The sequence below is a fragment of the Hyphococcus sp. genome (genome assembly GCF_041986965.1).
Classification (GTDB): domain Bacteria; phylum Pseudomonadota; class Alphaproteobacteria; order Caulobacterales; family Parvularculaceae; genus Hyphococcus.
Genome location: NZ_JBHIXB010000001.1, coordinates 335668 through 361722, shown reverse-complemented (window position 1 = coordinate 361722; position 26055 = coordinate 335668). Strand labels below are relative to the sequence as shown.

Sequence of the window (26055 nt, the reverse complement as noted above, 5' to 3'; positions counted from 1 at the left end):
TCATTATCGCGGCGCGGCGCGCGCCAATTCCCGCTCCGGCCCGCCCCCGGTCTGTGACAGGCTGAGGCCGCCCGAAAGCCGTTCCAAGGCTTGACAAAGGCGCCCGGGACCGGGCCTTCCTGAACCCCAATCGACAACGACAAGATGAGAGATGTGACGATGCCAGATGCATCGAAAGACGCGACTTCTGAAGGGCGCGATTACAAAGACACGCTGTTCCTCCCCGAAACCCAGTTTCCCATGCGCGCGGGGCTCCCGAAAGCCGAGCCGCAATGGCTGAAGCGCTGGGCCGACATGGATATGTACAAACGCCTGCGCGAGGCGGCGAAGGGCAGGACCAAATATATTCTCCATGACGGGCCGCCTTACGCCAACGGTCATCTCCATATGGGCCATGCCTTCAACAAGGTGCTGAAAGACCTTGTTGTGCGCTCGCGCCAGATGCTGGGCTATGACGCCAATTACGTGCCCGGTTGGGACTGCCACGGCCTGCCCATCGAATGGCAGGTCGAAAAGGAGTTCGCTGGAAAGGGCCGCGCCAAGCGCGAGGTTTCCAAAAACGAGTTCCGCTCCGCCTGCCGCGTCTATGCGGAAAAGTGGGTCGACATCCAGCGCGAGGAATTCAAACGCTACGGCATCGAAGGCGACTGGGATAATCCTTACACGACCATGGCGTTTGGCGCTGAGGCGGCCATTGTCAACGAGCTCTTGAAATTCGTCGATAAGGATTTGCTCTATCGCGGCTCGAAACCGGTGATGTGGTCTCCCGTCGAACAGACCGCGCTCGCAGAAGCGGAAATCGAATATCACGATCACCAGTCGACGACGATCTGGGTGAAGTTTCCGGTGCGTGATGTAATGGCGGATGGAACCAAAACTTCCGATCTCCATAAGAGCGCATCAGTTGTTATCTGGACAACGACGCCATGGACCATCCCCGGCAACCGGGCGATCTGCTACGGGCCTAAGCTTTCCTACAGCATCTATGAAGTAGAGGAGATGAAGTCTGACCTAGGCTTCGAACCATGGTCCAAGCCAGGAGACAGGCTGATTGTCGCCGATGCACTTGCAGAAAGCGTTCGGGAGGCGGGTTTAATTGGAAAGTGGAAGCGTATAGCGACTGCATTCCCGGGAGGTTTAGTTTGCGATCACCCGCTGAAAGGTCTTGGCGGCGGGTATGAGTTCGATGTGCCGTTGCTCGCAGGCGATCACGTCACCGACGAGGCGGGCACGGGCTTTGTGCACACCGCCCCGGGCCACGGTCAGGAAGACTACATCGCCTGGGTCTCCGCTTTCGGGATGGAGGCGGAAATTCCGCATACGGTCGATGAGTACGGCGCCTATACGGAAGAGGCGCCGGGCTTTGAGGGCGCGCGCGTCCTCGTCATCGAGGGTAAGAAAAAGGGCAAGGAAGGCGATGCTAACAAGCGCGTCATCGAGGCGCTCATTGAAAAGGGCAAGCTTCTCGCCCGCGGCCGTCTCGTCCACTCCTATCCCCATTCATGGCGGTCGAAGGCGCCGGTCATTTTCCGCAATACGCCGCAATGGTTCATCCGTCTTAGCGGGCAAGGCGAAGGCGGACTTCGCGACACGGCGTTGAACGCTATCGACGAAACGCAATTCACCCCGGCGTCGGGCAAGAACCGCATCCGCGCCATGGTGGAAGGCCGCCCCGACTGGCTTGTTTCCCGCCAGCGCGCCTGGGGCGTTCCCATTGCGATCTTCGTCAATACGAAGGGCGAGCCGCTGAACGATCCGAAGGTCAATGCACGCATCGTCGAGGCGGTGAAGGCCCGCGGCGCCGACGCCTGGTTCGACACGCCGGCGCAGGATTTTCTCGGCGATGATTATTCCGCGAACGAATATGAAAAGGTCGAGGACATTCTCGACGTCTGGTTCGATTCCGGCTCGACCCACGCCTTCTGTCTTGAAGGACGCGATGATCTCAAATGGCCGGCGGATTTATATCTTGAAGGCTCGGATCAGCATCGCGGCTGGTTCCAGTCGTCGCTTCTGGAAAGTTGCGGCACGCGCGGCCGCGCGCCCTATGACGCCGTGTTGACCCACGGCTTCGTGCTCGACGATCAGGGCCGCAAAATGTCGAAGTCGCTCGGCAATGTCACCGATCCGGCTGAGATCACGAAAGCATACGGCGCCGACATCCTGCGCATCTGGACGGCGAGCTCCGACTATTCCGACGATCTGAGGATCGGCAAGGAAATCATCGGCTCGGCGGTCGATTCCTATCGCAAGCTCAGAAACACGCTGCGTTACCTGCTTGGCGCCCTTGCCGGTTTTTCCGACGCCGAACGGGTCGACCCCAAAGACATGCCGGAGCTGGAGCGATACATCCTGCACCGTCTCGCCGTGCTCGATGGCGAAGTGCGCGCGGGCTATGAGAAATTCGACTTCAAGGGCGTCTGGCGCAAATGCCTCGATTTCGCCTCGCTGGAATTGTCCGCGTTCTATCTCGATATCCGCAAGGATTCGCTTTACTGCGACCGGCCAGAAGATTTGGGCCGCCGTGCGGCGCGCACGGTGATGGCGGAGGTATTTGACCGTCTCGTCATCTGGCTGGCGCCGGTTTGCGTCTTCACTATGGAGGAAGCGTGGCTGTCGCGTTATCCGTCGGATGACGGGTCGGTGCATCTGGAGCTTTTCCCGGAAACGCCGAAGTCGTGGCGCGACGACGCGCTCGGCGCCAAGTGGAAGAAGATCCGTGAGGTTCGCCGTGTCGTCACCGGCGCGCTGGAGGTTGAGCGACGGGAAAAACGCATCGGCGCCAGCCTTGAAGCCGCGCCCGTCGTTCACATCGCTGACGCCGATTTGCTCAAAGCCTATGACGGGCTCGATGCGGCGGAACTCTTCATCACCTCGGGCGCGACGCTGACCGACAAACCGGCGCCGGAAAACGCCTTCCGCCTCGAAGGGGAAACGCAGGCTGTCGCGGTGGCGCCGGTGGAAGCCGAGGGAGAGAAATGCCGGCGCTGCTGGCGCATCCTGCCTGAGGTTGGCGTTCATGAATCCCATGGGGATCTCTGCGAGCGCTGCATCGATGCGGTCGAAGCCGTTGATGCAAAGGTTGGCGCATGAACGCAGGCGAGGTCATGGCGAAGCTGAAGGACTGGTGGGGCGAAGCGCGCGCCAACAAGTTCTTCTGGCGCGGCCTCGCGCTGGCGGTTGTGATCGTCGTCGCCGATCAGGCGTCGAAAATGTGGATTGTGCACGGGATTGAGCTGCCGCGCCTCGGCAAAATCGAAATCTCCGGCGTTTTCGATCTCTCCTATGTTGAAAATCGCGGCGCCAGCTTCGGCATGCTGCACGGCATGCGCTGGCCGCTGGCGCTCATTTCCATCGGTGTGTCGCTGGGCCTTGCCTGGTGGCTTGGACGTCTGAAACGGCCGATTGCGGCCATTGGCGTCGGGCTCATCATCGGCGGGGCGCTGGGCAATCTCTATGACCGGCTCGCCTATGGCTATGTGGTCGATTTTCTCGATTTTTCCGGTCTGATGTTCCCCTGGGTCTTTAATATCGCGGATGCGGCGATCAATGTGGGCATCGCTTTTCTGCTGCTCGACGCCTGGCGGACGGGCCAGGCGGAAAAAGCTTCAGAAAAACCGGCGGAAAAACAGGCGCCATAAGGGGTTTCGCCTTTGCGGCGGGCCGGGGCCATGGCTATAGTGCGCGCCAATTCGGCGGGCGGGTGAAGAGAAGTCTGGAGTGATGCAAATGATCAAGAGTTCTACGATGCGCTTTGCCGCTGTAATGGCGCTTCTCGCCATTGGGACGGGCGGCTGCGGCATCTCGAAGGCGGTGGGCGGCAAACAGGCGCCGGATGAATTCGCCATCGCCACCAAGGCGCCGCTGGTCGTGCCGCCGGATTATGCGTTGCGGCCGCCGCGCCCGGGCGAGGCCCGTCCGCAGGAATTGTCGCCGTCAGAGCGCGCGCAACAAGTGCTGCTTGGCGACGCTTCTGCAGCGCCGCCGTCGGCTGGCGAACAGATGCTGCTCAGAAAAGCGAACGCTTTCGGCGCTGACGCGTCGATCCGTCAGCTGCTCGACGCTGAAAATGGCGGCCGGGGCGAAAAGGATCGCTCGCTCGCCAATCAGATCATGTTCTGGAAGTTCAATGACGGCAAAGTCGATGACTCAGCCGCTCCTCTTCGCGTCGACAATCCGGAAGAATGGATGGCCGCGCGCGACGAAGCGATCAAGGCGGTGATCGGCGAAGAAGGTCAGGTCGAAATCAAGGACTCCAAATCGCTGGGTCTGCCTGGCGTTTTCTAATGCTGGAACCATCAACGTGAAAAAAACGCGGCTTGCAAAAGCCGCGTTTTTTTTGATCCAAAAAAAAAGAAACGCGGCCTCCGAAGAGGCCGCGCTCCCTCGCAAGACTGAACAGATACGCTTCCCGGGACGGGGGAGAAAGAAAATTTCCCGAATAGCGTTAGTTCGCCTTGTCGAAGTCTTTCAAAACATCGCGCTCGCCCAGCATTTTGACGATGTCCAAAAACGCGGAATAAGCGATGGCGTCGGCGCGGTTCATATCTTCCATCGGCTGGTCGAGATTGGCGGCGTCCCAGCGCCACATGGCCAGCTTATAAAGAAGGTCGCGCGGACAACGGGCCGGCAGTGACGCCGCTGTGCGCAGGATAATCGTTTGCGCCTCGATCAGGCTGGCGAGCCTTTCGTCGGTTCCGTCGTGTTCCAGATTGCGATTGCCGATTTCGGCGTCGATCTGGCGAAAGACGTCAAACAGCTTCTCATGATGGTCCTCGCGCATATCCGCATGCGGCCGGGCCGTTTCCTGAATCTCAAAAATCTCTTTGCGAAGACTGGCGATGTCCATCGCGGTTTCTCCCGCCGCTATTCAAAGTCTGGACGGCGGGTCATACGCCGGGGCTATAGGGGTGTCTGTCACGTGAATAACCGACATTCTTAGGACGATTGACCTATATAGATAAGAAGAATGATAGTGCGATGCAGCATAATATTAAAAAATATCAATAGTCGTCCGGCCGAGGCAGCGTCAAAGGCGGGCTCAACTTCAGAAAGGAGGCTTGTCAGGCGACAAGTGAGAGGCCTGACCGGCAGACGGCGATCGCCGCTTCGGTGCGGTTATTGACCCCAAGCTTGCCGAAGCTGCGGGTCACCAGCGTGTTGATGGTGCTCAAGGACAGATCAAGCCGCCGGGCGATCTGCTTGTTGCTCTCGCCGCGCGCGAGGCAGGCCATCACTTCGAATTCTTTCGGCGATAATTCGCGGGCGCCATCAAGCGCAAGAAGATCGCCGGCATGGCGCATGAACATTTCGACGCAGGCCTGGAGGCGCCGGCGTTCAAACTCCGGCATGTCCTCAAGGGAGTAATCGTAAGCCATGCAGCAATAGGTGAGCCGGCCCGGCCTGTCGGAGATATGCATGGCGAGACCGTCAACCAGACTGTTGGCGCGCAAAAGGTCGAACAATCCTTTAATCTTTGCGCAAGGCTGAAACCCTTCCTCCGCTTCCTGAAAGCGCACGGGTACGGTGGAGCCAAGGGCTGCGCGCAGATAGGGATCTTCAGGCAGGCAGTTGTTTGTCCGGTAATAAGCGGAAATGTCTGCGGGGAATGAGCTGAACATCGGCGTCCAGCGGTCGGCGGCGGACTTCACGCCATAGTTGAAATTATTCAAAACCGCGTATTTCGCGCCGGAATCGGCGATGAAACCGGCGAGCACCGACATGACTGTCTCTTTATCATCGCAATCAGCGATCAGTGAGGCGAGGGCGGACGTGGACAGGGAACCGGCCATGGGTTCTGTTCCTTTGTGCAAAGATGCGATTTTCAGGATCGTGAAGCCGTTTACGCCAGGCGCTGCGGCTTGTCTGTCCCATAACCACGGGACATCTAATAATTTATTGCGCATTTAGGGCAGAATTATGCCCATGGCAACACCGGCCAGGGCCGCCTCAACGCGGGAGGTGACCCCCAGCTTGTCGAAACAGCGGCGGACCAGCGTGTCGACCGTATTTGGAGAGACCCCCAGAATGTCGCCGATCACATTGTTGCTTTTGCCCTGAGCGATCAGCTCCAGCACTTCAGTCTCGCGCTTGGACAATTTGCGCCCGCCGCCGTCGACGCGGGTCAGTTCGCTGAAGCGCAAATGCATCTGCTGACAGATCGCCTGTAGTTCCAGAAGCTGCGCCCGGGAAAACTCAACCGGCTGTTGGGTTGAGCATACGCAGAAATAGCTGATCTCTCCGGGACGTCCGTAAATGGAAAAAGCGGCGCCGTTCGCGACGTTGTTCTCACGCGCTTTTTGAAAGAGGGCTTTTTGCTTGTCTGTGAGGTTTGGCTTTTTGGCGACATCGCTCAACAGGATGGGGCCGCCATATTTGCGGGCCTCTTCCATGATGGGATCGTATTCAAAGCATTTATGGTCGATGTAGTAGCGGACATAATCTTCCGGGAAGGTCGATATCCGGAAGCCTTTGCTCAAAGGGACGCTCTTAAAGCCTTGCACGAGGACGTGATAGGCGACCACGTCGAAACCGAGCTTGCCTATAAAGTCTTCAAAGTAACGCTTCAGCTCAATGGCGTCATTGATGCGAAGTGTCGCCTCTATGAAGGCGTCGATATTGCTGCGCACGACTCTCCCTCGAACATTGTTCAGTCTGTGGCGCCCATCCCTGTTTACATTACATGGCCTTTATTGAACCGGATTTAGGTCAGCGCGGCAATTTACCGCCTCAAACGTGGCGGGCGCAACGAAATTCGGGCCTGGGTTCTGGGTAAAACCTCTTTTTCGCAGCTATTTGCGAGGCGTTCTCGCCTTGCCATAATCAGATATGACGAATCGCGCAGAACCCGTTCTAAATGCTTCCGCCCGCATCCGCCGGCTGCCGCCAGGCGCGGTCAACCGGATTGCCGCCGGCGAGGTGATCGAGCGTCCCGCTGCGGTGGTGAAAGAGCTTGTCGAGAACGCCATCGACGCCGGCGCCACGCGCATCGATATCGAAATCGAGCATGGCGGCAAGTCGCGCATCGCCATTGTCGATGACGGTTGCGGTATGGGGTCTGAAGATCTCGTTCTTGCTGTGGAACGCCATGCAACCTCAAAACTCACGCCGGGCGCCGGCGGCGATTACGATCTGATGAATATTGCAACCATGGGCTTTCGCGGTGAGGCGCTGCCTTCCATCGGCGCTGTCGCCCGCCTTTCCATCACATCGCGCGTCATTGACGGGTCGGACGCCTGGTCCTTGACGGTAGAAGGCGGCGCCATGGCCGAACCGCAGCCGGCGGCGTTTGGCGGTCATGGAACCCGTATTGAAGTGCGCGATCTTTTTTACGCGACGCCCGCGCGGTTGAAGTTTTTAAAATCCGATCAGGCGGAAACGACCGCAATAGGCGAAACGGTGCGCCGCCTCGCGATGGCGCGCCACGAAATCGCATTCACCCTTACATCCGGCGGGCGCAAGATGTTGACCCTTCCGGCGGAAGCGCCGGGCGAGGCGGGGCGATTAAAACGGCTTGCGGCGATCATGGGCCGCGAGTTTGGCGACAACGCCCTTGCCATTAACGCCGAACGGGACGGCGCGCGGGTTTCGGGGTTCGCCGGCTTGCCGACCTATAATCGCGGATTGCCCGACAAGCAGTTTTTGTTCGTGAACGGACGGCCGGTGCGCGACAAGCTGATCGTCGGCGCCGTTCGCGGCGCTTATGCGGATTTTCTCGCGCGCGACCGGCATCCTGCGGTGGCGCTTTTCCTCGATATTCCGGCGGAAATGGTGGACGTCAATGTCCATCCGGCCAAGACCGAAGTGCGGTTTCGCGACGCCGGCGGCGTGCGCGGGTTGCTGATCGGCGCGTTGCGCCATGCGCTCGCGGAGGCGGGGCACCGCGCCTCGACAACGGTCAGTTCCTATGCGCTCGGCCGCATGGAGCCGGGGCAAAGATCAGGCGTCACGCCCATGCGGCCGGGTTATGCGCCGCCGCGGCCCAATCCATATATGCGCGAGGCATTTTCGCCGCTTGAGGGCGAGGGGGGCCTTGAAGACCGTCAGCGCGGCTTTGAAGGCGGCCCCGGTAGTCTCGGGGCGCCGAGCGCCCGGGTTGACGCCGCTGCAGATATTCCGGTTGCGGATCACCCTCTTGGTGCGGCGCGGGCGCAACTGCACGAAACCTATATCGTCGCGCAGACGCCGGACGGTCTCGTCATTGTCGATCAGCATGCGGCTCATGAGCGGCTCGTTTATGAGAAGATGAAGACGGCCCTCGATGGCGGCAAGGTTCCAAGCCAGGGGCTTTTATTGCCGGAGATCGTTGATCTGACTACGGATGAAGTGAACAGGCTGGAGCCGCTGCTTGAAGATTTCGCCGCGCTTGGCCTTGTCATGGAGCGGTTCGGCGAGGATGCGGTGATGGTGCGCGAAACCCCGGCCATGCTGGGCGAGGTCGACATCAAGGGACTGGTGCAGGCGCTTGCTGACGATCTGTCCTCGCTGGGACAGGGGTTGGCGCTCAAAGAACGGCTCGAGGAGGTGTGTTCCTCCATGGCGTGTCATGGTTCGGTGCGGTCGGGCCGCCGTCTCAATGTTGATGAAATGAATGCGCTCTTGAGGCAGATGGAGGCGACGCCCCATTCCGGCCAGTGCAATCACGGGCGGCCCACTTACGTGGAATTGAAGCTCGCCGATATTGAGCGTCTGTTCGGCAGGCGTTAAGGGGCGCTTGCGCTGCCTGCGCCAATATGTAACCATAAGGATACATATTTAGGGAGGCCCGACATGAAATCAATTCTCGCCATTCTTGGCGCCGCCGCCATTTTCAACGTCGCCGGTGTCGCGGCGGCTGCAAAACCAACAGACGCCGCCTGCGCCGCCGCGCCTACCCTCTATGAGCCTATGGCGCCCTTCGCAAAGCTCGCCGGGCGCGTCTGGCGCGGCGAGGGGACAGGCCCGAATGGCAAGCCCATCGTCGATATCGCCAAATATGAAATGATCCTTGGCGGTCGGGCGTTCCAGTCAACGCACAAGCTTGAGAATGCGAGCTATGGCGGCCGCACCATCATCTTTTTCGATGAAGGCGCGAAGAAATATATTTTCCATTATTTCACAACGGCGGGCTTTCACACCACAGGCGAGATCGCGCCGACCGAGACCGGCTTTACTGCGGTGGAGCAGGTTCAAAACCACCCGGAGTTCGCCGAGGTGCGCTCTGAAGCCTTTTACGGCGACAACAGCATTCGCATCGTATCGAGCCATGTCACTCATGACGGAACGGTGTCGGAGGGCGATACGCTGGAATATGAAGAGATCGCCAATGCGGAAAACGTTCTATTGTTCGACGAAGCGGACGCGGTCTTCGGCAAGCGTTCGGATGTAAAAGATTCTGAAGATCGGTATGGCGACAATGACTGCGGCTGAAGAAAAATTCACGGCGCTCTCCGCGCTGGGCGATCAGATCGTGCACAGCGATGACGAGATGCGCGAACGGTCCGCCGCTTTTTTCGATGAAATCCGGCGCCGCCACACAGTGCGCGAATTCACCGATGCGCCTGTGCCGGTGGAGGTGATGAAAAACTGCATCGCCGCCGCCGGGCGCGCGCCCTCCGGCGCCAATCACCAGCCCTGGTTTTTCGGGTTGGTGGGGGATCCGGCGCTGAAACGGGAAATCCGGCTCGCCGCCGAAGAGGAAGAACGCGCCTTTTACGGCGGACGCGCCGGCGCGGAGTGGTTGGAGGCGCTTGAGCCGATCGGCACCGATGCGGAAAAACCCTTTCTCGAAACGGCGCCCTGGCTCATCCCCGTCTTCGCCCAGCGCCGCGGCGGCGTGGAAGACGGCATGGATAAGAAGAATTATTATATCCATGAAAGCGTCGGCATCGCCTGCGGCTTTCTGATCGCCGCGCTGCATCACGCAGGGCTGTCTGTCCTGACCCACACCCCCAATCCCATGAGCTTTCTAAACGACAAGCTTGGCCGTCCGGCTACGGAGAAACCTTATCTCCTGATTGTCGCCGGCCATGCCGCGCCGGATGCGCAGGTGCCCAACCATGCGCTCATTAAAAAGCCGCTCTCATCCATCATGAAAGTCTATTAAAGCCTTTCCAATGTTGATGATTTCGTCTTTGCGGGCCTCTCAAATCAGCCTAGCGTCCTAATTCGGGTGAGTGATTCGAATTTTTCCCGGAGACGGGAAGGCGCGACGGGCCGCCGCTGCCAACAGGGGCGGCCAGAGACAGAGGGAGGCCATTATGGGCATGATTAAAGAGTTTCAGGAGTTCGCCGTTAAGGGCAATGTCGTCGACATGGCTGTCGGCATTATCATCGGCGGCGCTTTCGGCACGATCGTCAAGTCGCTGGTCGACGACGTGATCATGCCGCCGATCGGGCTGCTGCTGGGCGGCGTCGATTTTTCCAACATCGTTGTTCCGCTGAAAGCGGCGACGGCCGACACGGAAGCCGTCACGATGAATATCGGGTCCTTCATCAACAACATTATTTCGTTTTTGATCGTCGCCTGGGCTGTCTTTCTGCTTGTGAAAGGGATGAACAGCCTTAAGAAAAAAGCCGAGGAACAACCCGCCGCCGCGCCGGAACCGCCAAAGGAACAGGTGTTGCTGACCGAGATTCGCGACTTGTTAAAGGCGCGCGCTTAAGAAAACCGAACTACCCCTACCCAGTGAGAAAAGGCCCGGCCCCCGAGAAATCAGGGGCCGGGTTTTTTTAGGGCCGTGACGGCGCGGGGCGGGATTCGCGGGCGCTTCTCCCGAAGGCCATTGTCCCCTGCCTGCCGCCCGTCTATATGCCTCGCTCGTTTGTTCTTTTTTTCCAAGGCCCAACGCTCTTCATGACGCCGCTCAAAAATATCCGCAATTTCTCCATCGTCGCCCATATCGACCATGGCAAGTCGACGCTCGCCGATCGCCTGATCCAGGTGACCGGGGGCCTCACCGACCGCGAGATGAAGGAGCAGGTGCTCGATTCCATGGAGCTGGAGCGCGAGCGCGGCATCACCATCAAGGCCCAGACCGTGCGCCTCAACTATGAGGCGAAGGACGGCGAAACCTACGTCCTCAACCTCATTGACACGCCGGGCCATGTGGATTTCACCTATGAGGTCTCCCGGTCCCTGTCAGCCTGCGAGGGCGCCCTCCTTGTCGTCGACGCCAGTCAGGGCGTCGAGGCGCAGACGCTCGCCAATGTCTATCAGGCGATTGATGTGGACCTCGAGATCGTCCCGGTGCTCAACAAGGTCGATCTACCCGCCGCCGATCCTGACCGCGTGAAGGCGCAGATCGAGGATGTCATCGGCATCGACGCATCGGATGCGCTGGAAATTTCGGCCAAGACCGGCAAGGGCGTGCCCGAGGTTCTCGAAGCGATCGTCACCAAATTGCCGGCGCCGAAGGGCGACCGCGACGCGCCGTTGAAAGCGCTGCTCGTCGATAGCTGGTACGATCCCTATCTCGGCGTTGTCGTTCTGGTGCGCATCATTGACGGCGTCATGAAAAAAGGCATGCGCGTGCGCATGATGGGCGCCAAGGCCGTCTACACGCTCGAGCAGGTTGGCGTCACGACGCCGAAAAAAACGCCGGTCGCAGAGCTTGGCCCCGGCGAGATCGGCTATTTGACGGCGTCGATCAAGGAAGTCGCGGACACTTCCGTCGGCGACACCATCACCGACGACCGGCGCCCCTGCGACAAGCCGTTGTCAGGCTTCAAACCCTCCGTGCCCGTCGTTTTCTGCGGCATCTTTCCGGTCGACGCAAACGACTTCGAGGATTTGCGCGAGGCCATGGGCAAGCTCAGGCTCAATGACGCCAGCTTCGAGTTCGAGATGGAGACGTCGGCGGCGCTCGGCTTCGGCTTCCGCTGCGGCTTTCTGGGGCTGTTGCATCTGGAGATTATCCGCGAGCGCCTGGAGCGTGAGTTCAATCTCGACCTCATCACCACGGCGCCAAGCGTTGTCTACGACATCCACATGACTGACGGGACGGTGACGGAGCTTCATAACCCCGCCGACATGCCGGACCCGGTCAGGATCGACCATATTGAAGAGCCGTGGATCAAGGCGACGATCATGGCGCCGGATGAATATCTCGGCGGCATTTTGAAACTCTGCGAAGAGCGCCGCGGCATTCAGCAGGACCTCACCTATGCGGGCTCGCGCGCCATGGTGGTTTATGAATTGCCGCTCAATGAAGTGGTGTTCGATTTTTACGACCGGCTGAAATCCGTGTCGAAAGGCTACGCCAGTTTCGATTACCAGATCCTCGACCATCGCGCCGGCGACCTTGTGAAAATGCAGGTGCTGGTGAATGAGGAGCCGGTGGACGCGCTCTCCATGATCGTCCATCGCGACAAGGCGGATTTCCGCGGTCGCGGCATGTGCGAGAAACTGAAAGACCTCATTCCCCGCCACCAGTTCAAGATCCCGATTCAGGCGGCGATTGGCGGGCGCGTCATTGCGCGCGAAACCATCTCTGCACTGAGGAAAGACGTGACAGCAAAATGCTATGGCGGCGACGCGACGCGCAAAAGAAAGCTGTTAGAGAAACAAAAAGAGGGCAAGAAAAAGATGCGCCAGTTCGGTCGCGTCGAAATCCCCCAGGAAGCCTTTATTAAAGCGCTGAAGATCGACAGCTAGTTTTCCATTACGAAGGTGAATGTCACCATGACACTGGTTTTCATCGCCGGTTTGCCATCAGGCGTGCAGTAAGGCTGATACCGATAGCGGCGAAGCACAGAGATGGTTGGCGCGTTAAGACATTCATCTGCTGATTGAATAATGGCAATATTCGCCGTGTTCCCTTCTTTGGTGATATCAAACCGGGCTGTCACTGCGCCTTGAACGCCTTTCTTCCTGCACTCTTCAGGGTACGGAGGAGGATTGCGAACGACGGGTGATGCTGCGCCCTCTTGCCGTGATTTGTCTTTTGCTGCGCAAGGGATAAGGGTGTCTTTATGAGCAGCTTGAATATCTGGCTGGACTGGCTTTGCGGGTTTATGTTTAGGGGCTTCTTTTGCGGCCTTCTCCGAATTCGTCCAGGGGTTATCCGTGTCGGCAGGTGCAATTCGGAAAATAATATCAATGATGGGTTTTGGGAGGCTGCAGTCACAAACTACCCTATCGCCAAGATAGATTTTGCCGTTACCTTCTTCTGACACGTAAACAAAAGGCTTGGGCGAAAGCTGATTATAGAGCGCCAGAAAGATCACGACCGTCACCAGCGCGGCGAGCGGCGCCGAAATCAGAAACCGGATAAATGCGCCCATATTGGTTCCCCTTCCTCGCGAATATGCTACAAATGTAGCGGAATTTTGGGAGAGCGTCCATGCGCCGTGTTTTCGGGTTTTTTGTCTCGTTTTTTGCTTTGGCGGCCTGCAGTCCGGAGGGCGCAGACGCGCCCGGCGCGTTGAAGGTGACCAAGGCGGCGTTTGCGAAAGCGCATTCTGGCGAGCAGCGCGCCTATGCGCTCCCCGGCAGCGAAGTCATCCCGCTGACATCCGAGATCAACGGCGTTGAGTACGCACTTTATGTAAAACTGCCGCGAGGGTATGAGACGTCTACGGAGGAGTATCCGTTGCTCGTCACGCTCGACGCCGATTACCAGTTCGCCGTCGCCGCCAATCATGTCGAGCATCTGTCGGCGCGCGGCCAGGCGCCGGAAATGATTATTGTCTCCATCGGGTACGCCTATGACCCGGAGGACACAGACGCCTATCGCCTCAACCGCACGCGCGATTATACGCCCGCGCATACGCTTGAAGGCGGCTATGGGCCAGACTATCAGAAAGTCTCCGGCGGCGGTCCGGCCTTTGCCGATGTCATCGCGGGTGAAATATTGCCGTTGATTGAGGAGCGGTATCGCGTCGACAAGTCAGAGCGTCTCTATGTCGGTCATTCCTATGGCGGACTGTTCGGCGCCTGGCTACTGCTTGAGCGGCCGGAGCTTTTCAATCGCTACATCCTCGTTAGCCCGTCGCTCTGGTATAATGACAAGATGATGCTGGCGGCGGCGCGGCAAGCGAAGCCTTTCGCCCGAAAAACCCATGTTTATATGGGCGTCGGTTCATGGGAGGAGCAGCCCGAGCGGTCCTACGCCATGGTGTCGGACCTCACCGCATTTGCCGGATTGTTAGCGGCGCATGACGACCCGAATCTTATTTTTGAAACGCGCGTCTTTGACGACGAAACCCATGCCAGCATCTATCCGGCGGTTTTGTCGACCGGCGTCCGTCACTTGTTTCTGGTGATGGATCAGGAGTGAGTCCGGCAAAGGTAAAAGGCGCGCGGGCAACCGCCGCGCGCCTTTCGTTTCCGTTTTAGCTGCAGATCGCGCGGCCCGACGGGCATGGGTCGGGATTATAGGCGGCGACAGCAGCCTCAAAAGCGGCCCATGAAATCGGCGCCCGGCCATGCGCCGACAGGAGCGTGCTGACATCAACGCCCAGGCCGTCGATCACCTCTTTCAACTTGACCGCGCTAAGCCCCGCAGAGGAGGGAGCGTCTTCATAAAGGCTGTTATAGTGATCGGCCTGAAAAGCAACTCCGCCTTCCGGAACATAAGCCAGCGCATAGCTTTCCGCGTGATTGGTGGCGATGTCGTAGACTTCGACGGGGCCGAGCGTCAACGAACCGTCGATGATCATCAGCCTGTCTTCGGAAATATCTTCACCGGCGGCGGTGTTGACATTGTCGACGGCGTTTGCAGGCGTCACGAATGTGGCGCCGAGCGCCAGCGCGTCGGCCATGCCGCCGAGATGATCCGTATGATGATGGGTCACCACCTGGTAGCGTAGAGGTTTGTCGCTGCCGGTGGTTTCCTTATAGGCGTCGAAACGGTCGGACAGCCCGGCATAGCCGCCGACGCCGATAATGTGGTCGCCCGCATCCACAAACATGGTGTAGGCGTTGCCCGTCCCTGCGAGATGCACGCCATCGGCGATCTCATCCACTGTCATTTCCGAGGTGTCGACGCGCGCCGGTTCTTCATCAATCCCGCGCTCGATCCTGAAGGTGGATGGCCGCACGGTGTTGACCGCAAGCGTCTGGGTCAGGCTGACGATGTTGGCGTCTTCGCCCACGAAAAACTCAAAATCCCGGCCATAGCCGACGCCATTTGTTTTCGCGTGATTGCTGTATTGATAGCTGAGCGGGCCGAACCCGGTTTCCCGGCTCATTTTCGAGATCCAGCCGCTTTCGGCGTCCACATAAAGGGTGAGCGGCGGGGAATTGGGAATTTCGAAGGTGACCAGGTCATGCGGCCGGCCGAGATAAGGCTGTTCGCCCTGATATTCTGCGGTGTCCGCGCGGTTGGCCAGCTCGTAAGCGAGCAGCGTGTCGGTCGAGCGGATCATCGGGCCGAACGCGGTATAGTAATCCGGGCTCGCCGCCGGCTGATAGTTTCCCGTGTTGTAGTTGATCGTGACGATGTCATCGTCAACGGAAACGGTGCGCGTATGGAACGCAAAATTATAGTTCGACGACCAGGCCTCGATACTTGCACGTTCATTGGCGAGGTCGAACTGGGCGTCCTGTTTTAAAGGCGTGAACTCGACATAATCGGATGTGTAGCCCTGCCCGGGAAAAGCGCTCTTGCTTTCGACCTGAAACCGCAATGAGCGCGCATTTGTCAGTTGGTCGCCGCCATAAGCCTCGACAACTTTCGCAATGACGGCGTCTTCTTGTTCGCCGGCTGTAGCGCTTGTCGCCACCAATGCGCCTGGCGCACTCACAATAAGCGCGCTGGCCAATAGCCCCATCATCTTTGTCATGATCAATCACCCTCCAAGTTGAAATGACGCGCCCCTGTCATGAGCAACTGCGCATATAGCGCGCGCGGCGGCAACGCGGCCGCACTCGCTTTGCCGCCCGGATCAAACGGTTCAGCGCGTAGGGGCGCGGATCACGCAAATGTTATCGAGGGAGGGGGGGAAGCCGTGAGCGGTTAATCCGCACGCTTCACATATTCCATCGTCTCGGTGTTGACGACGATCTTTTCGCCCGTGGTCATATAAGGCGGGATCATGATCCTGAGGCCATTGTCTGCAATGGCCGGCTTGTAGGAGGATGAAGCCGTCTGGCCTTTGACCGTCGGTTCGGTCTCAACGACTTCCAGCGTTACATGTTCCGGCAATTGCACGCCGATGGGCCGGCCCTCATGGCTTTCGACGACGACATTCATGCCGTCCTGAAGGAATGCGACACGCTCGCCGATCAGGTCTTTCGCAATGTTGATCTGCTCGTAGCTTTCGGTGTCCATGAAGACCAGCATGTCGCCTTCTGCATAGAGATAGGTGTGGTCTTTTTGTTCCAGGCGTACGCGCTCAACGGTTTCAGCGGCGCGAAAGCGTTCATTCAGTTTTGAGCCGTTTTCCAGATTTTTCAGCTCTACCTGCGCATAGGCCGGGCCCTTGCCGGGTTTCACCGCGTTCACCTTGACCGCCGCCCACAGGCCGCCCTGATGTTCGATGACATTGCCGGGACGGATTTCGTTGCCGTTGATTTTCATAAGGGTCGCCTTGCCGGAGGGGTTCTGAATGCTGGAAAGGCGCGCCTTTACCAGCCCCTCGAGGCAGTGGCAAGGCGGGCCGCTACATCCGGAAGGTGTGCCCCAGCCGCAGGGCGAGGCTGGACCCCCGAGAGCGGAAATCGCGGGGGAAATCCACCCGATCGATCAGGGCCGTATGGCCGAAGGAGAGGAAGACTTCACGCTCTGGAATAGGCTCCCAGCTGAAGCGGGAGAAGAAGGTGAAGGCTTGCGAGATATTGTCGTACTGGACTTCGGTCTTGATGGTCATATCCGGCGTGAAGGCGATGACGGAATCGATTGACGCGATGTGGATGCCGATCTGACCGGACGGCAGGTTGAAATCGACATACTCATATCCTGCGGTCAGTTCGATAAAGCGGTTGGGGCGCAGGCTCAGGCTGTTTTCGATGCTGAGATAGTCGCCGTCATAGATCCCGCCCCAAGTGACCTCGACGCCGCCGCCGACGGCGCGGGCGTTGGTCGCCACGGCTTCCAGGGAATATTGGTTCCAGCGATATTCCCCGATGGCGACAGGCACTTCGCCGGCGATCATGAACGGCTCTTGGATATCGACATAGCCACGCTCGTAATTGAACCAGACCTCATCGCCGGGATTGTTGGAGCCGCCGGCCCAGGCGCCGAAATACTGGTCGAGCCTGTCGCCCTGCCGGTCGGTGATGTAGTTGGCCCAGCCGCCAAGCTCTGCATAGCGGATGAAACTGTTATTGGGCCGGAAGGCCCGGAACGCATTTGTATTATACCGCCGGATACCGGTGCGGTTGGAAAAGCCGAGCTTTGGCGCATAGTTCTCGCCGATATCGCGAAACCGGAAGGTCGAGTTCCAGGTCTGGCTGCGATAGGCGGTCTCGTGAACAATCATGTGATCGCTCTCGCCGCCGGTGAAGCTGTGGATATAGGCGCTGTCGCTAAAGAGCGTGCCATTGCCGAAAATATTGGAGCGCTTGAATTGAAAGTCTGCGCCGGCGACGGTGCTGTCATCGGCGCCGGTCGGATCGCCATTGGTGAACACAACGCCAAGTTTCGATTCAGAAAGAACGGGTACGGAGAGCCGGGCGGCTGAAAGGAACTGGCCGTCGACGCCGGCGCTGTCATCTGCGCCGGTGCGGACCGAAATGACGCCCACATTGGCGGGACCGAGCTTGCCGGAAAGTTTTGCGCCGGCGACAAGGTCGACCGGCGCGCCGTTGACGATGCCGATATTGCGGGAAAAGAAAGGAAGGCCGTTCACCTGGTCCTGAAAAGCGCGCCCCCCGAACTCGAAAACCTGCGCGTCCTGCAAAAAGAAATCGCGGGTTTCGGGAAAGAACAGCGAAAACCGGCCCGTATTCACCTGGCGCGCATCGAGACCGGTGTCAGAGAAATCGGTGTTCACAGTCAGCGAGCCGGTCAGCGACGGTGTGATCTTGTAAAAGGCGTTGCCGCTGGGGTTGAGGTCGTAATCGGTGTCAGCGGTTTCCCAGTCATAGGCGGCCGAGCCCGTGACATAGGCCTGCACCTCAAGCCCGACGCCGCTTTCCACGTCCCGCACGCCGGCGAGGCGCCCGGGATTGGTCATGTCGATGCGGCCCCGGCTGCGGTCGATATTCGACCAGCGGATCTCTTCGTTCTTGCGCCGGATGTTGCGGACGATCTGCATGTTCCATTCTTCGAGCGCCGGGTCGAAGGAAATTGACTGAAAGGGAATGACGATTTCCGTGACCCAGCCGTCGTCAACGAGGCGGGATTTGGCCCGCCAGATCGTGTTCCACTGATTTTGATAGTTGTTGTTGTTTTCGATCAGCGCGTCGGCGCGCGCGCCATTGGCGTTGACGCCAAAAAAGTAAGCGTCGCGAAAGGAGCCGAATGTGTCGAGATAAACGCGCACGGCGTCATCGTCGCGCAGGATGAAATCGCGCTGCATCTGCGAATGACGGATGAGTTCCGGCTCGCTGTCGTAATTATAAATCCCGATATAGAGATTACGCTCGTCAAAGAGGATATAGGCTTTGGTCGGTTCGCTGGGCGCGGCGCCTTCCACCGGGTCGACCTGATAAAATTCCTCGATCGGCAAGGCCCGCCGCCAGACCGGATCGGACAGGTCGCCGTCAATGATGGGCGCGTCTTCGCGGTTGATGCGCACGGCTTCGGTGCAGGGGATGAAACTGGCGAAATCGCGTGTCGAGGACCGGCGGGAGGCGTTCTCTTGCGCCGCCGCAACGGGCGCGGCACCGGCCCATAGCGCTGCAAAGGCGGCAAGGCCCTGCCATAACGGCGATATTCCCTGTCGGCGCATCCCACCCCTCATTCGCCGTTGATGCGTAAACGGCGCAATTACGCGACGCAGCGTTCCAGGGTCTTATCACCAAACCCTTACGCGATGATCAAGGGAAACATTGCGTTTAGCGAAAGATATCACGGGCGTCGCACATGCAGCGACGGCTGCGCCATATCTGTCTGCCGCAAATGAAAGGCGTTCTGTCGCAAGCTGAATGTCGGGCGACGGGCGCCGGATCAGCCAGCGAGCTTTTCCATCTCCTCGTCGGAAATCTCGAAATTGGCGTAGACATTCTGGACATCGTCATTGTCTTCCAGCGCGTCGATCAGCTTCATCAGCGTCGCGGCCTTGTCGCCATCCACATCGATGGTGTTCTGCGGCTTCCAGAAGGGTTTTGCGGATGTCGCTTCGCCGAAGGTCTTTTCCAGCGCCGAGCTGACTTCGGCGAGCTGGTCGAAAGCGCAATAGATTTCGTGGGTTTCTTCAGATGACTGAACATCCTCTGCGCCAGCCTCGATGGCGGCCTCCAGCATTTCGTCTTCGGATGCTTTGTCGGCCGGATATTCGATATAGCCGACAAGATCGAACATGAAGGAGACGGAGCCCGTCTCGCCCATATTGCCGCCATTTTTCGAAAAGATCGCGCGAATGTCGCTCGCTGCGCGGTTGCGGTTGTCGGTCAGCGCTTCGACGATGAGGCCGACGCCGGCAGGGCCGAAGCCTTCGTACCGGATTTCCTCGAAATTGGATTCGTCCGCTGTCGATTTTTTGATCGCCCGGTCGATATTGTCCTTAGGCATGGACTGGGCTTTCGCCGCCTGAATGGCGAGGCGCAGACGCGGGTTAAAATCCGGATCGGCGGCGCCCATTTTTGCAGCGACAGTGATTTCTTTCGACAGTTTGGAGAACATTTTGGAGCGCTTGGCGTCCTGGCGCCCTTTGCGGTGCTGAATGTTCGCCCATTTGCTATGCCCGGCCATGGGGTCCTCATGATACTTGAATTGGCGTTGATTTTCCGCCTCTTATGGCGCGGGTGGGCGAAAATTCAAGAGCGGAGAGGGTAATGAGCGATTTGGCGGGCAAGACGGTGCTGGTGACAGGGGCCTCCCGGGGCATCGGCGCGGCGACGGCAAAGGCGGCGCACCAGGCGGGCGCCCGCGTCCTGCTCCACGCCTCGGCCCCAAGCGATGCGGCGGAGCAGGCGGCGGGCGCCGCCGGCGGTGAGCTGGTTTTTGAGGATTTATCGCTCCCGGGAGCCGGAGGCCGGGTGATGGCCGCGGCTGTGAAGGCGGCGGGCCGGCTCGACGCCATCGTCAATAACGCCGGGGTCTATATTCCGTCCGCCCTCGAGGCGAGCGATGAAGACTGGGCCGCGGGCTGGGCGCAGACAATGGCCGTGAATGTTCAGGCGCCGGCGGATATCTGCCGCGCCGCCGTCGCACATTTCAGAAGCCAGGGCGGCGGCGTAATCGTCAATGTGGCGAGCCGGGCGGGCCATCGCGGCGACGGGCCGGACCACGCCGCCTATGCGGCGTCCAAAGGCGCAGTGCTCGCCATGACCAAGACTTTCGCCCGCGCGCTGTCAGGCGAAAATATGCTTTTCTACGCCATCGCGCCCGGCTGGGTCGAAACACGCATGGCGCCGCAGGATATCGAGAACCGCAAAAACGCCATCAAGGACATTCCCCTCGGCCGCGTCGCGAGCCCCGAAGAAGTCGCCGAGATGATTGTCTTCTGCGCGTCGGGCACGTGCCCGTCGGCGACGGGCGCGACCTTCGACATCAACGGCGCGAGTTACGTTCGCTGATTTTCCCGTCTAGACGGTTTATTAAAAACTCCCGGCTTATGGTGAAGGAAAATCAACCATGGTCGTCGGGGGCTCAATGCATATCACGAATGTCTCATCCTATGCGGGCGTGGCCGCGCTGCAGGGAAAACAAAGTGCTGAAAACCTAAACGGCGCAGACTTTCTTGCGGAGGTGGAGGGGGAACGCGATCCCATTGCTGCGGTCATGGCGAATTACGATCTGCAGAACATAACGCCCGTCGAGATCGACCAGCTTGTGGACGAGTTGCGCGGCGCCGGCCATCCGTTCGATCAGAATCTTTTAATGCTGTCGGCGCGCGGCGCGGAATTCCGGTCGCATCTCGCAGAGGTGGTTGGCGGTGTGTATGACCCTCATCAGCAGATCGATCTTGTCGCGCAAACGCAGGATCAGTTGATCATGGCGCGCCGCTATGGCGATCCCACCGAAGCGATAGAGCGATTTCTGGACTATCTGAAGTCCTACGATGAAGGTGACGTCCATGACGCCGGTAGGACGCAGCAGCGCCTTGTTCATGAGACTATGCTGCGTGACTTTCTCGGCGCAACGCATGCCTGAAGCGAAGCCGGACGGGTTTTTGCCTACCAAAGCTGTTCTTTCGGCGCCTGTTTCACGCGTTCTCTTTGTTCTTCATGAGGGCGCGACAGTTCTTTCATGACATCGGCGCGGGCTTCGTCGAGATTGGGCGCCGGCGGGCGCGTCGGCGATTGTTCGTAGCCGGATATTTTGAATGCACTGCCGGCCATTTTGAGCTTGCCCATTTCCGGATCGTCCACTTCCACGAACATGTTGCGCGCTTTTAACTGCGGATCGTCGACGACGTCGGCCATGGTGTGGATCGGCGCCACCGGAATGCCGAGCGGACGCAGCTTGTCGACCCAGCCCGAAACCGTGTCGGCCGCGAGTATTTTTTCAAGCTCGATCTTCAGCGCCGGCTGATTGGCGTAGCGTGCAAACAGGGTGCTGTAATGCGGGTCGTCTTTCAGCGCCGGCGCGCCGAGCGCGTCGCACAATTCATTGAAGAGATGATCATTGGCGCAGGCGACCGCGATGGGACCGTCCTTCGCCTGAAAGACGTCAAACGGCGTAATCACGGGATGGCGCGAGCCTGTGGGCTTTTGCGACTCGCCGGTGGCGAACTGGCGCACCAGCGCGCTTTCCAGCAGCATCGTTTGCACATCGAGCATCGCAATGTCGATATGGCGTCCCTGTCCCGAGGCGCGGCGTTCATAAAGCGCCGAGGAGATGGCGAGCGCGGCGAAGGTTCCCGCCGCAAGATCGGCGAGGGAAATGCCGAGGCGCACGCCGCCGGATCCTTCCTCGCCATTGATGGAAATCATCCCGCCCAGGGATTGCACGATCAAATCATAGGCGGGCAGGTCGCGATAAGGGCCGGTGTCGCCGAAGCCTGAAATCGCCGCGTAAATGACATCAGGAAATTTTTTCTTCACCGCCTCATAGCCATAGCCGAGGCGCTCCATGGTGCCGGGGCGGAAATTCTCCACCAGAACGTCAGAGCGTTCGAGCAAGGCGTCGAAAGTTTTCCGATCTTCTTCGTCTTTGAGGTTGAGCGCCAGCGACCGCTTGCCGCGATTGATGCTGGCGAAATAAACGCTTTCGCCATTCTGGAAGGGCGGGAAGGCGCGGGTGTCGTCGCCATGGCCCGGCATTTCAATTTTCAGAACGTCGGCGCCGAGCTCCCACAAAAGCGTGGTGCAATAGGGCCCGGCGAGCACGCGCGTCAGATCAAGGATGCGCACGCCCGAAAGCGGTCCGCGGGGCTTTTCGCTCATGATGGGCTCTCCTCTCGATTTTATTCAACCTAGGAGCGGCGGGACGTGCTTGCAACGCGGCGAAACAGGCGCCTGCGCTCTTGCGCCGGCGCAGGTCTGCGCATAAATGAAGACCTTCAGAGGAACTATGTCAGAGCTTGTCATCCGCTAAACCGCATTCATGCGGCGCAAAAGAAACGGCGACCCGCCATGTGGCGGCGTCCGTTCGTGCGCCCGGTTTAGCTTATTCTTCAGACGAGCTTTCCATGAATATTTCGAAAGCGGAGCAGAGAACGCTCCATGCGCTCGCGCGCGGCGGCGCGATTTTGGTTGAAAAAGACGACGCCGGCAAAATCATCGCCGTCAATTGCGCCACCCGTGAGGGGTGGACGCTTGAGGATTGCACGCTCCCAGTCTTCAAACGGTTGAAACGACGGCGGCTGATCGCCTCTTCCAAGGGCGGGCCTTACCGGGCGACGCTTCTGGGGCGGCAATCAGTGCGCGCGCAGCTCGACAACAGGGCCTGATAGGGCCTTGCAAGGCGCATTGTCTGTTCTTCGGGGTCTGTTAGGTTGCCCCGATCAAGGAGACAGACGATGCGCCTTTTCCTCGCTTTTTTGCTGATGCTCGCTGCGACGCCCGGAGCGCAGGCTTGGGCGCAAATGCCGCCGCCGCCCGACGCCGCGCCATCGACCCCGGTGGATGAGGTGGCGCTGCCCGCCTTTGAGCCGACGCGGGAAGAGGCGGTGCTTGAAGGCTATGTGGATGGCGTCATCGCCGCTCATATGCGCGAACATGACGCCCCCGCCGTCACGGTGAGTGTCGTCAGAAACGGCAAGATCGTTTTTGCAAAAGCCTATGGCGAAAATGACGTGGATGCGCGCACGCCAGCCAGCGGGCAGGACACGATGTTCCGCATCGGGTCGGTGTCGAAGACATTCACCTGGACCGCGGTGATGATGCTTCAGGAGCGCGGGCTCATCGACCTCGATGCGGATGTGAATGTCTATTTGAAGGACATGCAGTTGCCGGACGCTTTCGATGCGCCGGTCACCATGAACGATCTCATGGCTCACCGGGCCGGGTTCGAAGATACGCTCGCCGTTTTTACCTATCCCGATGATGGTGATGTCACGCTGACGGATGCGCTGAAGGAAACGATGCCGAAGCGGGTTTATGCGCCGGGCGCCCGCACTTCCTATTCGAACTGGGGTTCGGCGCTGGCCGCAAAAATCGTCGAGGATGTTTCGGGTCTTTCTTTCCGCGAGTTTCTGGAAACGGAAATTCTGAAGCCCCTCGCCATGACGCACACGACCATCGCTGCGCCAGCGCAGATGAGCGAAGCCGAACGCGCGTCGCTTGCGACAGGCTATGACGTAAAAGCGGGCGCCTTTGAGCCGGCGGAATTGATGCAGATCGGGCCGTTCGCCCCGGCGGGCGCGATCGCTTCAACGGCGGACGACATGGCGCACTGGATGCTGTTTCATCTCGGCGGCGGTGAGGATGACGGCGTGCGCCTGATGCGCGCCGACACCCATGAATTGATGTGGACGCGCGCCTTTGACGATCGCGTTGCCGGCGCCGATCTAGCCCATGGTTTCATGACGAATGTCTATCGCGGCGTTGAAACCTTCGGCCATGGCGGCGCCACCACGGCCTACTACACCTATATGACGCTGGTCCCGGAACTCGAGCTTGGCGTCTTCGTGTCGCAAAGCACGACCAATGACCGCAACCTTGTTTCCGATCTCGGACCGCTGGTGATCGATCACCTGCTGGACCGGCCCTTGACGCCTGCGCATGACGATCCGAACTTCAAGGAGCGCGCTGCGGCGTTCGCCGGAAATTATCTCAACAATCGCCGGTCGTTCTCGCTGTTTGAAAAGTTGTTTGCATCAAGCGCCAGAGCGTCAGTCGCCGCAACGGAAGACGGCGGCCTGACCGTGACGGAAGGCGGCAAGTCCCAACATTTCGCGCCGCTGCCCGGCGCGGCCGATACATTCGAGAACCGCAAAGGCGCGCGCATCATCTTCGGCCGCGATGAAAAAGGACGAGTCACGCATTTCACCGACGGGTCCGGCGTTCATTCCTATGACCGGGAGACGGTGGCTTCAAACCCGGATTATCTCAGCCTTACGCTCGGGATCGCGCTCTTCTTTGCTGCCACGACCTTGATCGGCGCCTGGCGCCGGCAGGGGCGCGATGTTGCGCAGACGGGCGCCGGCGGCCTGATCGGCGTTGGCGCCATGGCGGCGGCTGTCGTGACCTTTGTCTTTGTGGGGGCGATGCTCTGGGTGCTGGCGGATTTGTCGAATCTCGGCGCGGCGGGACTGCAGGCCTATCCGCCTGCGTCAGTGGTGTCGCTACGGCTGGCCGGGCTGGTCGTCTTCGCCGTTGCGCTGGTTGGTCTCGTAAGCCTTTGGCCAGCATGGCGCGCTTCTGGGTGGGGCGTTTTCAGAAAACTCCATCACACCGCCTTCGTGATCGCGCTGGCCGGTCTTACGCTGACGCTCGTCTTCTGGAATGTCATCTTTGCGGGGACCGCTTAAGGAGCAAAGACCAGCGGATAGCTCAGTTGACGCTCCACGATTTCAAAGACAACGGCGTCATAGTCACAGGATTGAAGCGCGCTGAAGGGCGGTTCGCCCATGCGGTGATGAACGAAAGCAACGCTTGAAAAAGACTCTGTCAGAAACGGCCGCAAGGCGTTGAAAAAGGAATCGCCAAAAACAATCAGGCGGGGGGCGCCTTCCTTTGAGGATGTCCATCGTTTTGCTTCAAAACTTCGCCAGTCATAGGCCTCAAGACGATCTTCGCGGATCACATCTGCGGCGTTTTTGATACGCCAGTTGGGCGTCATTTCGGGCGGCGGATTTTCAACGCCCAGCAATCCATAAATATCCTGAGGCGCCTCATGCTCGCCATTTGGCTCAAGCCGGGAAGGGTCAACCGTTTCAATGCTCAGCCCCTGCTGCTTCAGGCTGGCGGCGATTGCGCGATAGCCTTCATAGGCGCCGCGGAACGTCCAGTGACTGTTCGTGCGATAATAGACTTGTGTGTTTCGCTTGGCGTCTCTCAACGCCTCTACCGGCGCCGAAACTGCAATTCCGAATTCCGGCGCCAGCGCAGCGAGGGTTTCAAGCCGCGTGGCGCGTCCGCTTCGGCGCGGATAGCGCGAGAGTTTCTCAGAATAGACCGTATGTTTATCCGGTGCGATGAGGATCGTGAAGGGTTTGCCGCAAGACGCGTCTTTCATGCGCTTTGCATTTTCGAACCAGGTTTCCGCTTCGCCCGGCGCAAACGGATTAAGTCCCTGATGCGAGAGGAGAGCCTGATCGAGTGCGAGAAAGAGCCAGCCGTCATCGCCCCGCACCGCAAAACGTCTGTCTTCGAGATGTAGCTCATCCCGTAGCTTCGAATAGAGTTTGGTCAGGGCGCCGCGCAGACCCAGATGGTCTTCCATCCAGCGCGAGAGTTTGTCCGGATAGGAAAGCGGCGCTGCGTAGAATTCGTTAAGCGAGGGAAACGGCGCCAGGGCGCGCCGTTCCGCCATGCTGATGCTGGCGCCGCCTGAAAACAGTTGAACGCAAAGCGGGGTGGAGAGCAGCGCGAGAAACAGCGCAGCGGCGATCCGGTTATATGTAAAACGTCTCATAGGC

At 59.3% G+C, this 26055-nt stretch carries 22 protein-coding genes and 1 pseudogene; 13 read left to right on the top strand and 10 right to left on the bottom strand.

Translation table 11 applies throughout. The features are described 5' to 3' along the window. Positions 1-144: 144 nt before the first annotated feature. The 3 genes from ileS (at position 145) to ACFC5L_RS01715 (ending at position 4287) form a co-directional block, all read left to right on the top strand. Positions 145-3093: an isoleucine--tRNA ligase gene (gene ileS / locus ACFC5L_RS01725; protein WP_445727732.1), complete on the top strand. Its 2949-nt coding sequence runs from the start codon at positions 145-147 to the stop codon at positions 3091-3093. 14 nt (positions 3094-3107) lie between these two features. After that, positions 3108-3641 carry a signal peptidase II gene (lspA, locus tag ACFC5L_RS01720; RefSeq protein ID WP_375202011.1) on the top strand — a complete coding sequence of 178 codons (534 nt, stop codon included), beginning with the start codon at positions 3108-3110 and terminating at the stop codon, positions 3639-3641. Between the two features lie 88 nt (positions 3642-3729). Then, the gene (locus ACFC5L_RS01715) at positions 3730-4287 is read left to right on the top strand and encodes a DUF3035 domain-containing protein (RefSeq protein ID WP_375202012.1); all 558 of its coding nucleotides are present in this window, start codon (positions 3730-3732) and stop codon (positions 4285-4287) included. Between the two features lie 160 nt (positions 4288-4447). On the opposite strand, the gene ACFC5L_RS01710 is transcribed toward ACFC5L_RS01715, so the two are convergent. The 3 genes from ACFC5L_RS01710 to ACFC5L_RS01700 all read right to left on the bottom strand — a co-directional run bounded on the left by ACFC5L_RS01710 (position 4448) and on the right by ACFC5L_RS01700 (position 6629). Then, positions 4448-4849, bottom strand: a complete 402-nt coding sequence (locus ACFC5L_RS01710; RefSeq protein ID WP_375202013.1) for a hypothetical protein — start codon at positions 4847-4849, stop codon at positions 4448-4450. Between the two features lie 214 nt (positions 4850-5063). After that, positions 5064-5792: a helix-turn-helix transcriptional regulator gene (locus ACFC5L_RS01705; RefSeq protein ID WP_375202014.1), complete on the bottom strand. Its 729-nt coding sequence runs from the start codon at positions 5790-5792 to the stop codon at positions 5064-5066. 114 nt (positions 5793-5906) lie between these two features. Further along, on the bottom strand, positions 5907-6629 hold the full coding sequence (locus ACFC5L_RS01700; protein WP_375202015.1) for a helix-turn-helix transcriptional regulator: 723 nt from the start codon (positions 6627-6629) through the stop codon (positions 5907-5909). A gap of 199 nt (positions 6630-6828) precedes the next feature. Between ACFC5L_RS01700 and mutL the strand changes: the two genes are divergently transcribed. The 5 genes and pseudogenes from mutL to lepA all read left to right on the top strand — a co-directional run bounded on the left by mutL (position 6829) and on the right by lepA (position 12634). Further along, positions 6829-8706 carry a DNA mismatch repair endonuclease MutL gene (gene mutL / locus ACFC5L_RS01695; protein WP_375202016.1) on the top strand — a complete coding sequence of 626 codons (1878 nt, stop codon included), beginning with the start codon at positions 6829-6831 and terminating at the stop codon, positions 8704-8706. 603 nt (positions 8707-9309) lie between these two features. Further along, positions 9310-9393: pseudogene (locus ACFC5L_RS01690) on the top strand (ATP-binding protein); the annotation flags it as partial. A 1-nt stretch (position 9394) separates the two neighbouring features. Next, complete coding sequence (locus ACFC5L_RS01685; RefSeq protein ID WP_375202357.1) at positions 9395-10084, top strand: nitroreductase family protein; 690 nt, start codon at positions 9395-9397, stop codon at positions 10082-10084. Positions 10085-10238: 154 nt separating this feature from the next. Further along, positions 10239-10643: a large-conductance mechanosensitive channel protein MscL gene (mscL, locus tag ACFC5L_RS01680; RefSeq protein WP_375202017.1), complete on the top strand. Its 405-nt coding sequence runs from the start codon at positions 10239-10241 to the stop codon at positions 10641-10643. A gap of 191 nt (positions 10644-10834) precedes the next feature. Further along, the gene (gene lepA / locus ACFC5L_RS01675) at positions 10835-12634 is read left to right on the top strand and encodes a translation elongation factor 4 (RefSeq protein WP_375202018.1); all 1800 of its coding nucleotides are present in this window, start codon (positions 10835-10837) and stop codon (positions 12632-12634) included. Here the strand turns inward: lepA and ACFC5L_RS01670 are convergent. Further along, entirely contained in the window at positions 12631-13263 is a 633-nt protein-coding gene (locus ACFC5L_RS01670; RefSeq protein WP_375202019.1) for an energy transducer TonB, read from the bottom strand. The two genes, lepA and ACFC5L_RS01670, sit on opposite strands and share 4 nt — an antisense overlap. Before the next feature lie 59 nt (positions 13264-13322). Between ACFC5L_RS01670 and ACFC5L_RS01665 the strand changes: the two genes are divergently transcribed. After that, positions 13323-14258 carry an alpha/beta hydrolase gene (locus tag ACFC5L_RS01665; protein ID WP_375202020.1) on the top strand — a complete coding sequence of 312 codons (936 nt, stop codon included), beginning with the start codon at positions 13323-13325 and terminating at the stop codon, positions 14256-14258. Between the two features lie 55 nt (positions 14259-14313). Here ACFC5L_RS01665 and ACFC5L_RS01660 read toward each other — a convergent pair whose 3' ends face one another. From ACFC5L_RS01660 to ACFC5L_RS01645, 4 genes are all read right to left on the bottom strand, one after another. Continuing rightward, positions 14314-15765 carry a hypothetical protein gene (locus ACFC5L_RS01660; RefSeq protein WP_375202021.1) on the bottom strand — a complete coding sequence of 484 codons (1452 nt, stop codon included), beginning with the start codon at positions 15763-15765 and terminating at the stop codon, positions 14314-14316. 173 nt (positions 15766-15938) lie between these two features. Then, positions 15939-16502 (bottom strand): elongation factor P, encoded by a 564-nt coding sequence (gene efp, locus ACFC5L_RS01655; protein WP_375202022.1) that lies wholly within the window; start codon positions 16500-16502, stop codon positions 15939-15941. Between the two features lie 82 nt (positions 16503-16584). Next, entirely contained in the window at positions 16585-18816 is a 2232-nt protein-coding gene (locus tag ACFC5L_RS01650) for a carbohydrate binding family 9 domain-containing protein (protein WP_375202023.1), read from the bottom strand. A gap of 218 nt (positions 18817-19034) precedes the next feature. Continuing rightward, complete coding sequence (locus tag ACFC5L_RS01645) at positions 19035-19778, bottom strand: YebC/PmpR family DNA-binding transcriptional regulator (RefSeq protein ID WP_375202024.1); 744 nt, start codon at positions 19776-19778, stop codon at positions 19035-19037. An 83-nt stretch (positions 19779-19861) separates the two neighbouring features. Between ACFC5L_RS01645 and ACFC5L_RS01640 the strand changes: the two genes are divergently transcribed. Both ACFC5L_RS01640 and ACFC5L_RS01635 read left to right on the top strand, forming a co-directional pair. Continuing rightward, complete coding sequence (locus ACFC5L_RS01640; protein ID WP_375202025.1) at positions 19862-20605, top strand: SDR family NAD(P)-dependent oxidoreductase; 744 nt, start codon at positions 19862-19864, stop codon at positions 20603-20605. A gap of 58 nt (positions 20606-20663) precedes the next feature. Continuing rightward, positions 20664-21182 (top strand): hypothetical protein, encoded by a 519-nt coding sequence (locus ACFC5L_RS01635; RefSeq protein ID WP_375202026.1) that lies wholly within the window; start codon positions 20664-20666, stop codon positions 21180-21182. A 23-nt stretch (positions 21183-21205) separates the two neighbouring features. On the opposite strand, the gene ACFC5L_RS01630 is transcribed toward ACFC5L_RS01635, so the two are convergent. Beyond that, on the bottom strand, positions 21206-22417 hold the full coding sequence (locus tag ACFC5L_RS01630) for a CaiB/BaiF CoA transferase family protein (protein ID WP_375202027.1): 1212 nt from the start codon (positions 22415-22417) through the stop codon (positions 21206-21208). A gap of 245 nt (positions 22418-22662) precedes the next feature. Between ACFC5L_RS01630 and ACFC5L_RS01625 the strand changes: the two genes are divergently transcribed. Together ACFC5L_RS01625 and ACFC5L_RS01620 are read left to right on the top strand one after the other, a co-directional pair. Continuing rightward, a complete protein-coding gene (locus ACFC5L_RS01625) occupies positions 22663-22923 on the top strand; it encodes a YjhX family toxin (RefSeq protein WP_375202028.1) in 261 nt (86 codons plus the stop codon). Positions 22924-22992: 69 nt separating this feature from the next. Beyond that, positions 22993-24945, top strand: a complete 1953-nt coding sequence (locus ACFC5L_RS01620; RefSeq protein WP_375202029.1) for a serine hydrolase domain-containing protein — start codon at positions 22993-22995, stop codon at positions 24943-24945. Here ACFC5L_RS01620 and ACFC5L_RS01615 read toward each other — a convergent pair. Beyond that, the gene (locus tag ACFC5L_RS01615) at positions 24942-26051 is read right to left on the bottom strand and encodes an alginate O-acetyltransferase AlgX-related protein (protein ID WP_375202030.1); all 1110 of its coding nucleotides are present in this window, start codon (positions 26049-26051) and stop codon (positions 24942-24944) included. The two genes, ACFC5L_RS01620 and ACFC5L_RS01615, sit on opposite strands and share 4 nt — an antisense overlap. Between the last annotated feature and the right edge of the window lie 4 nt (positions 26052-26055).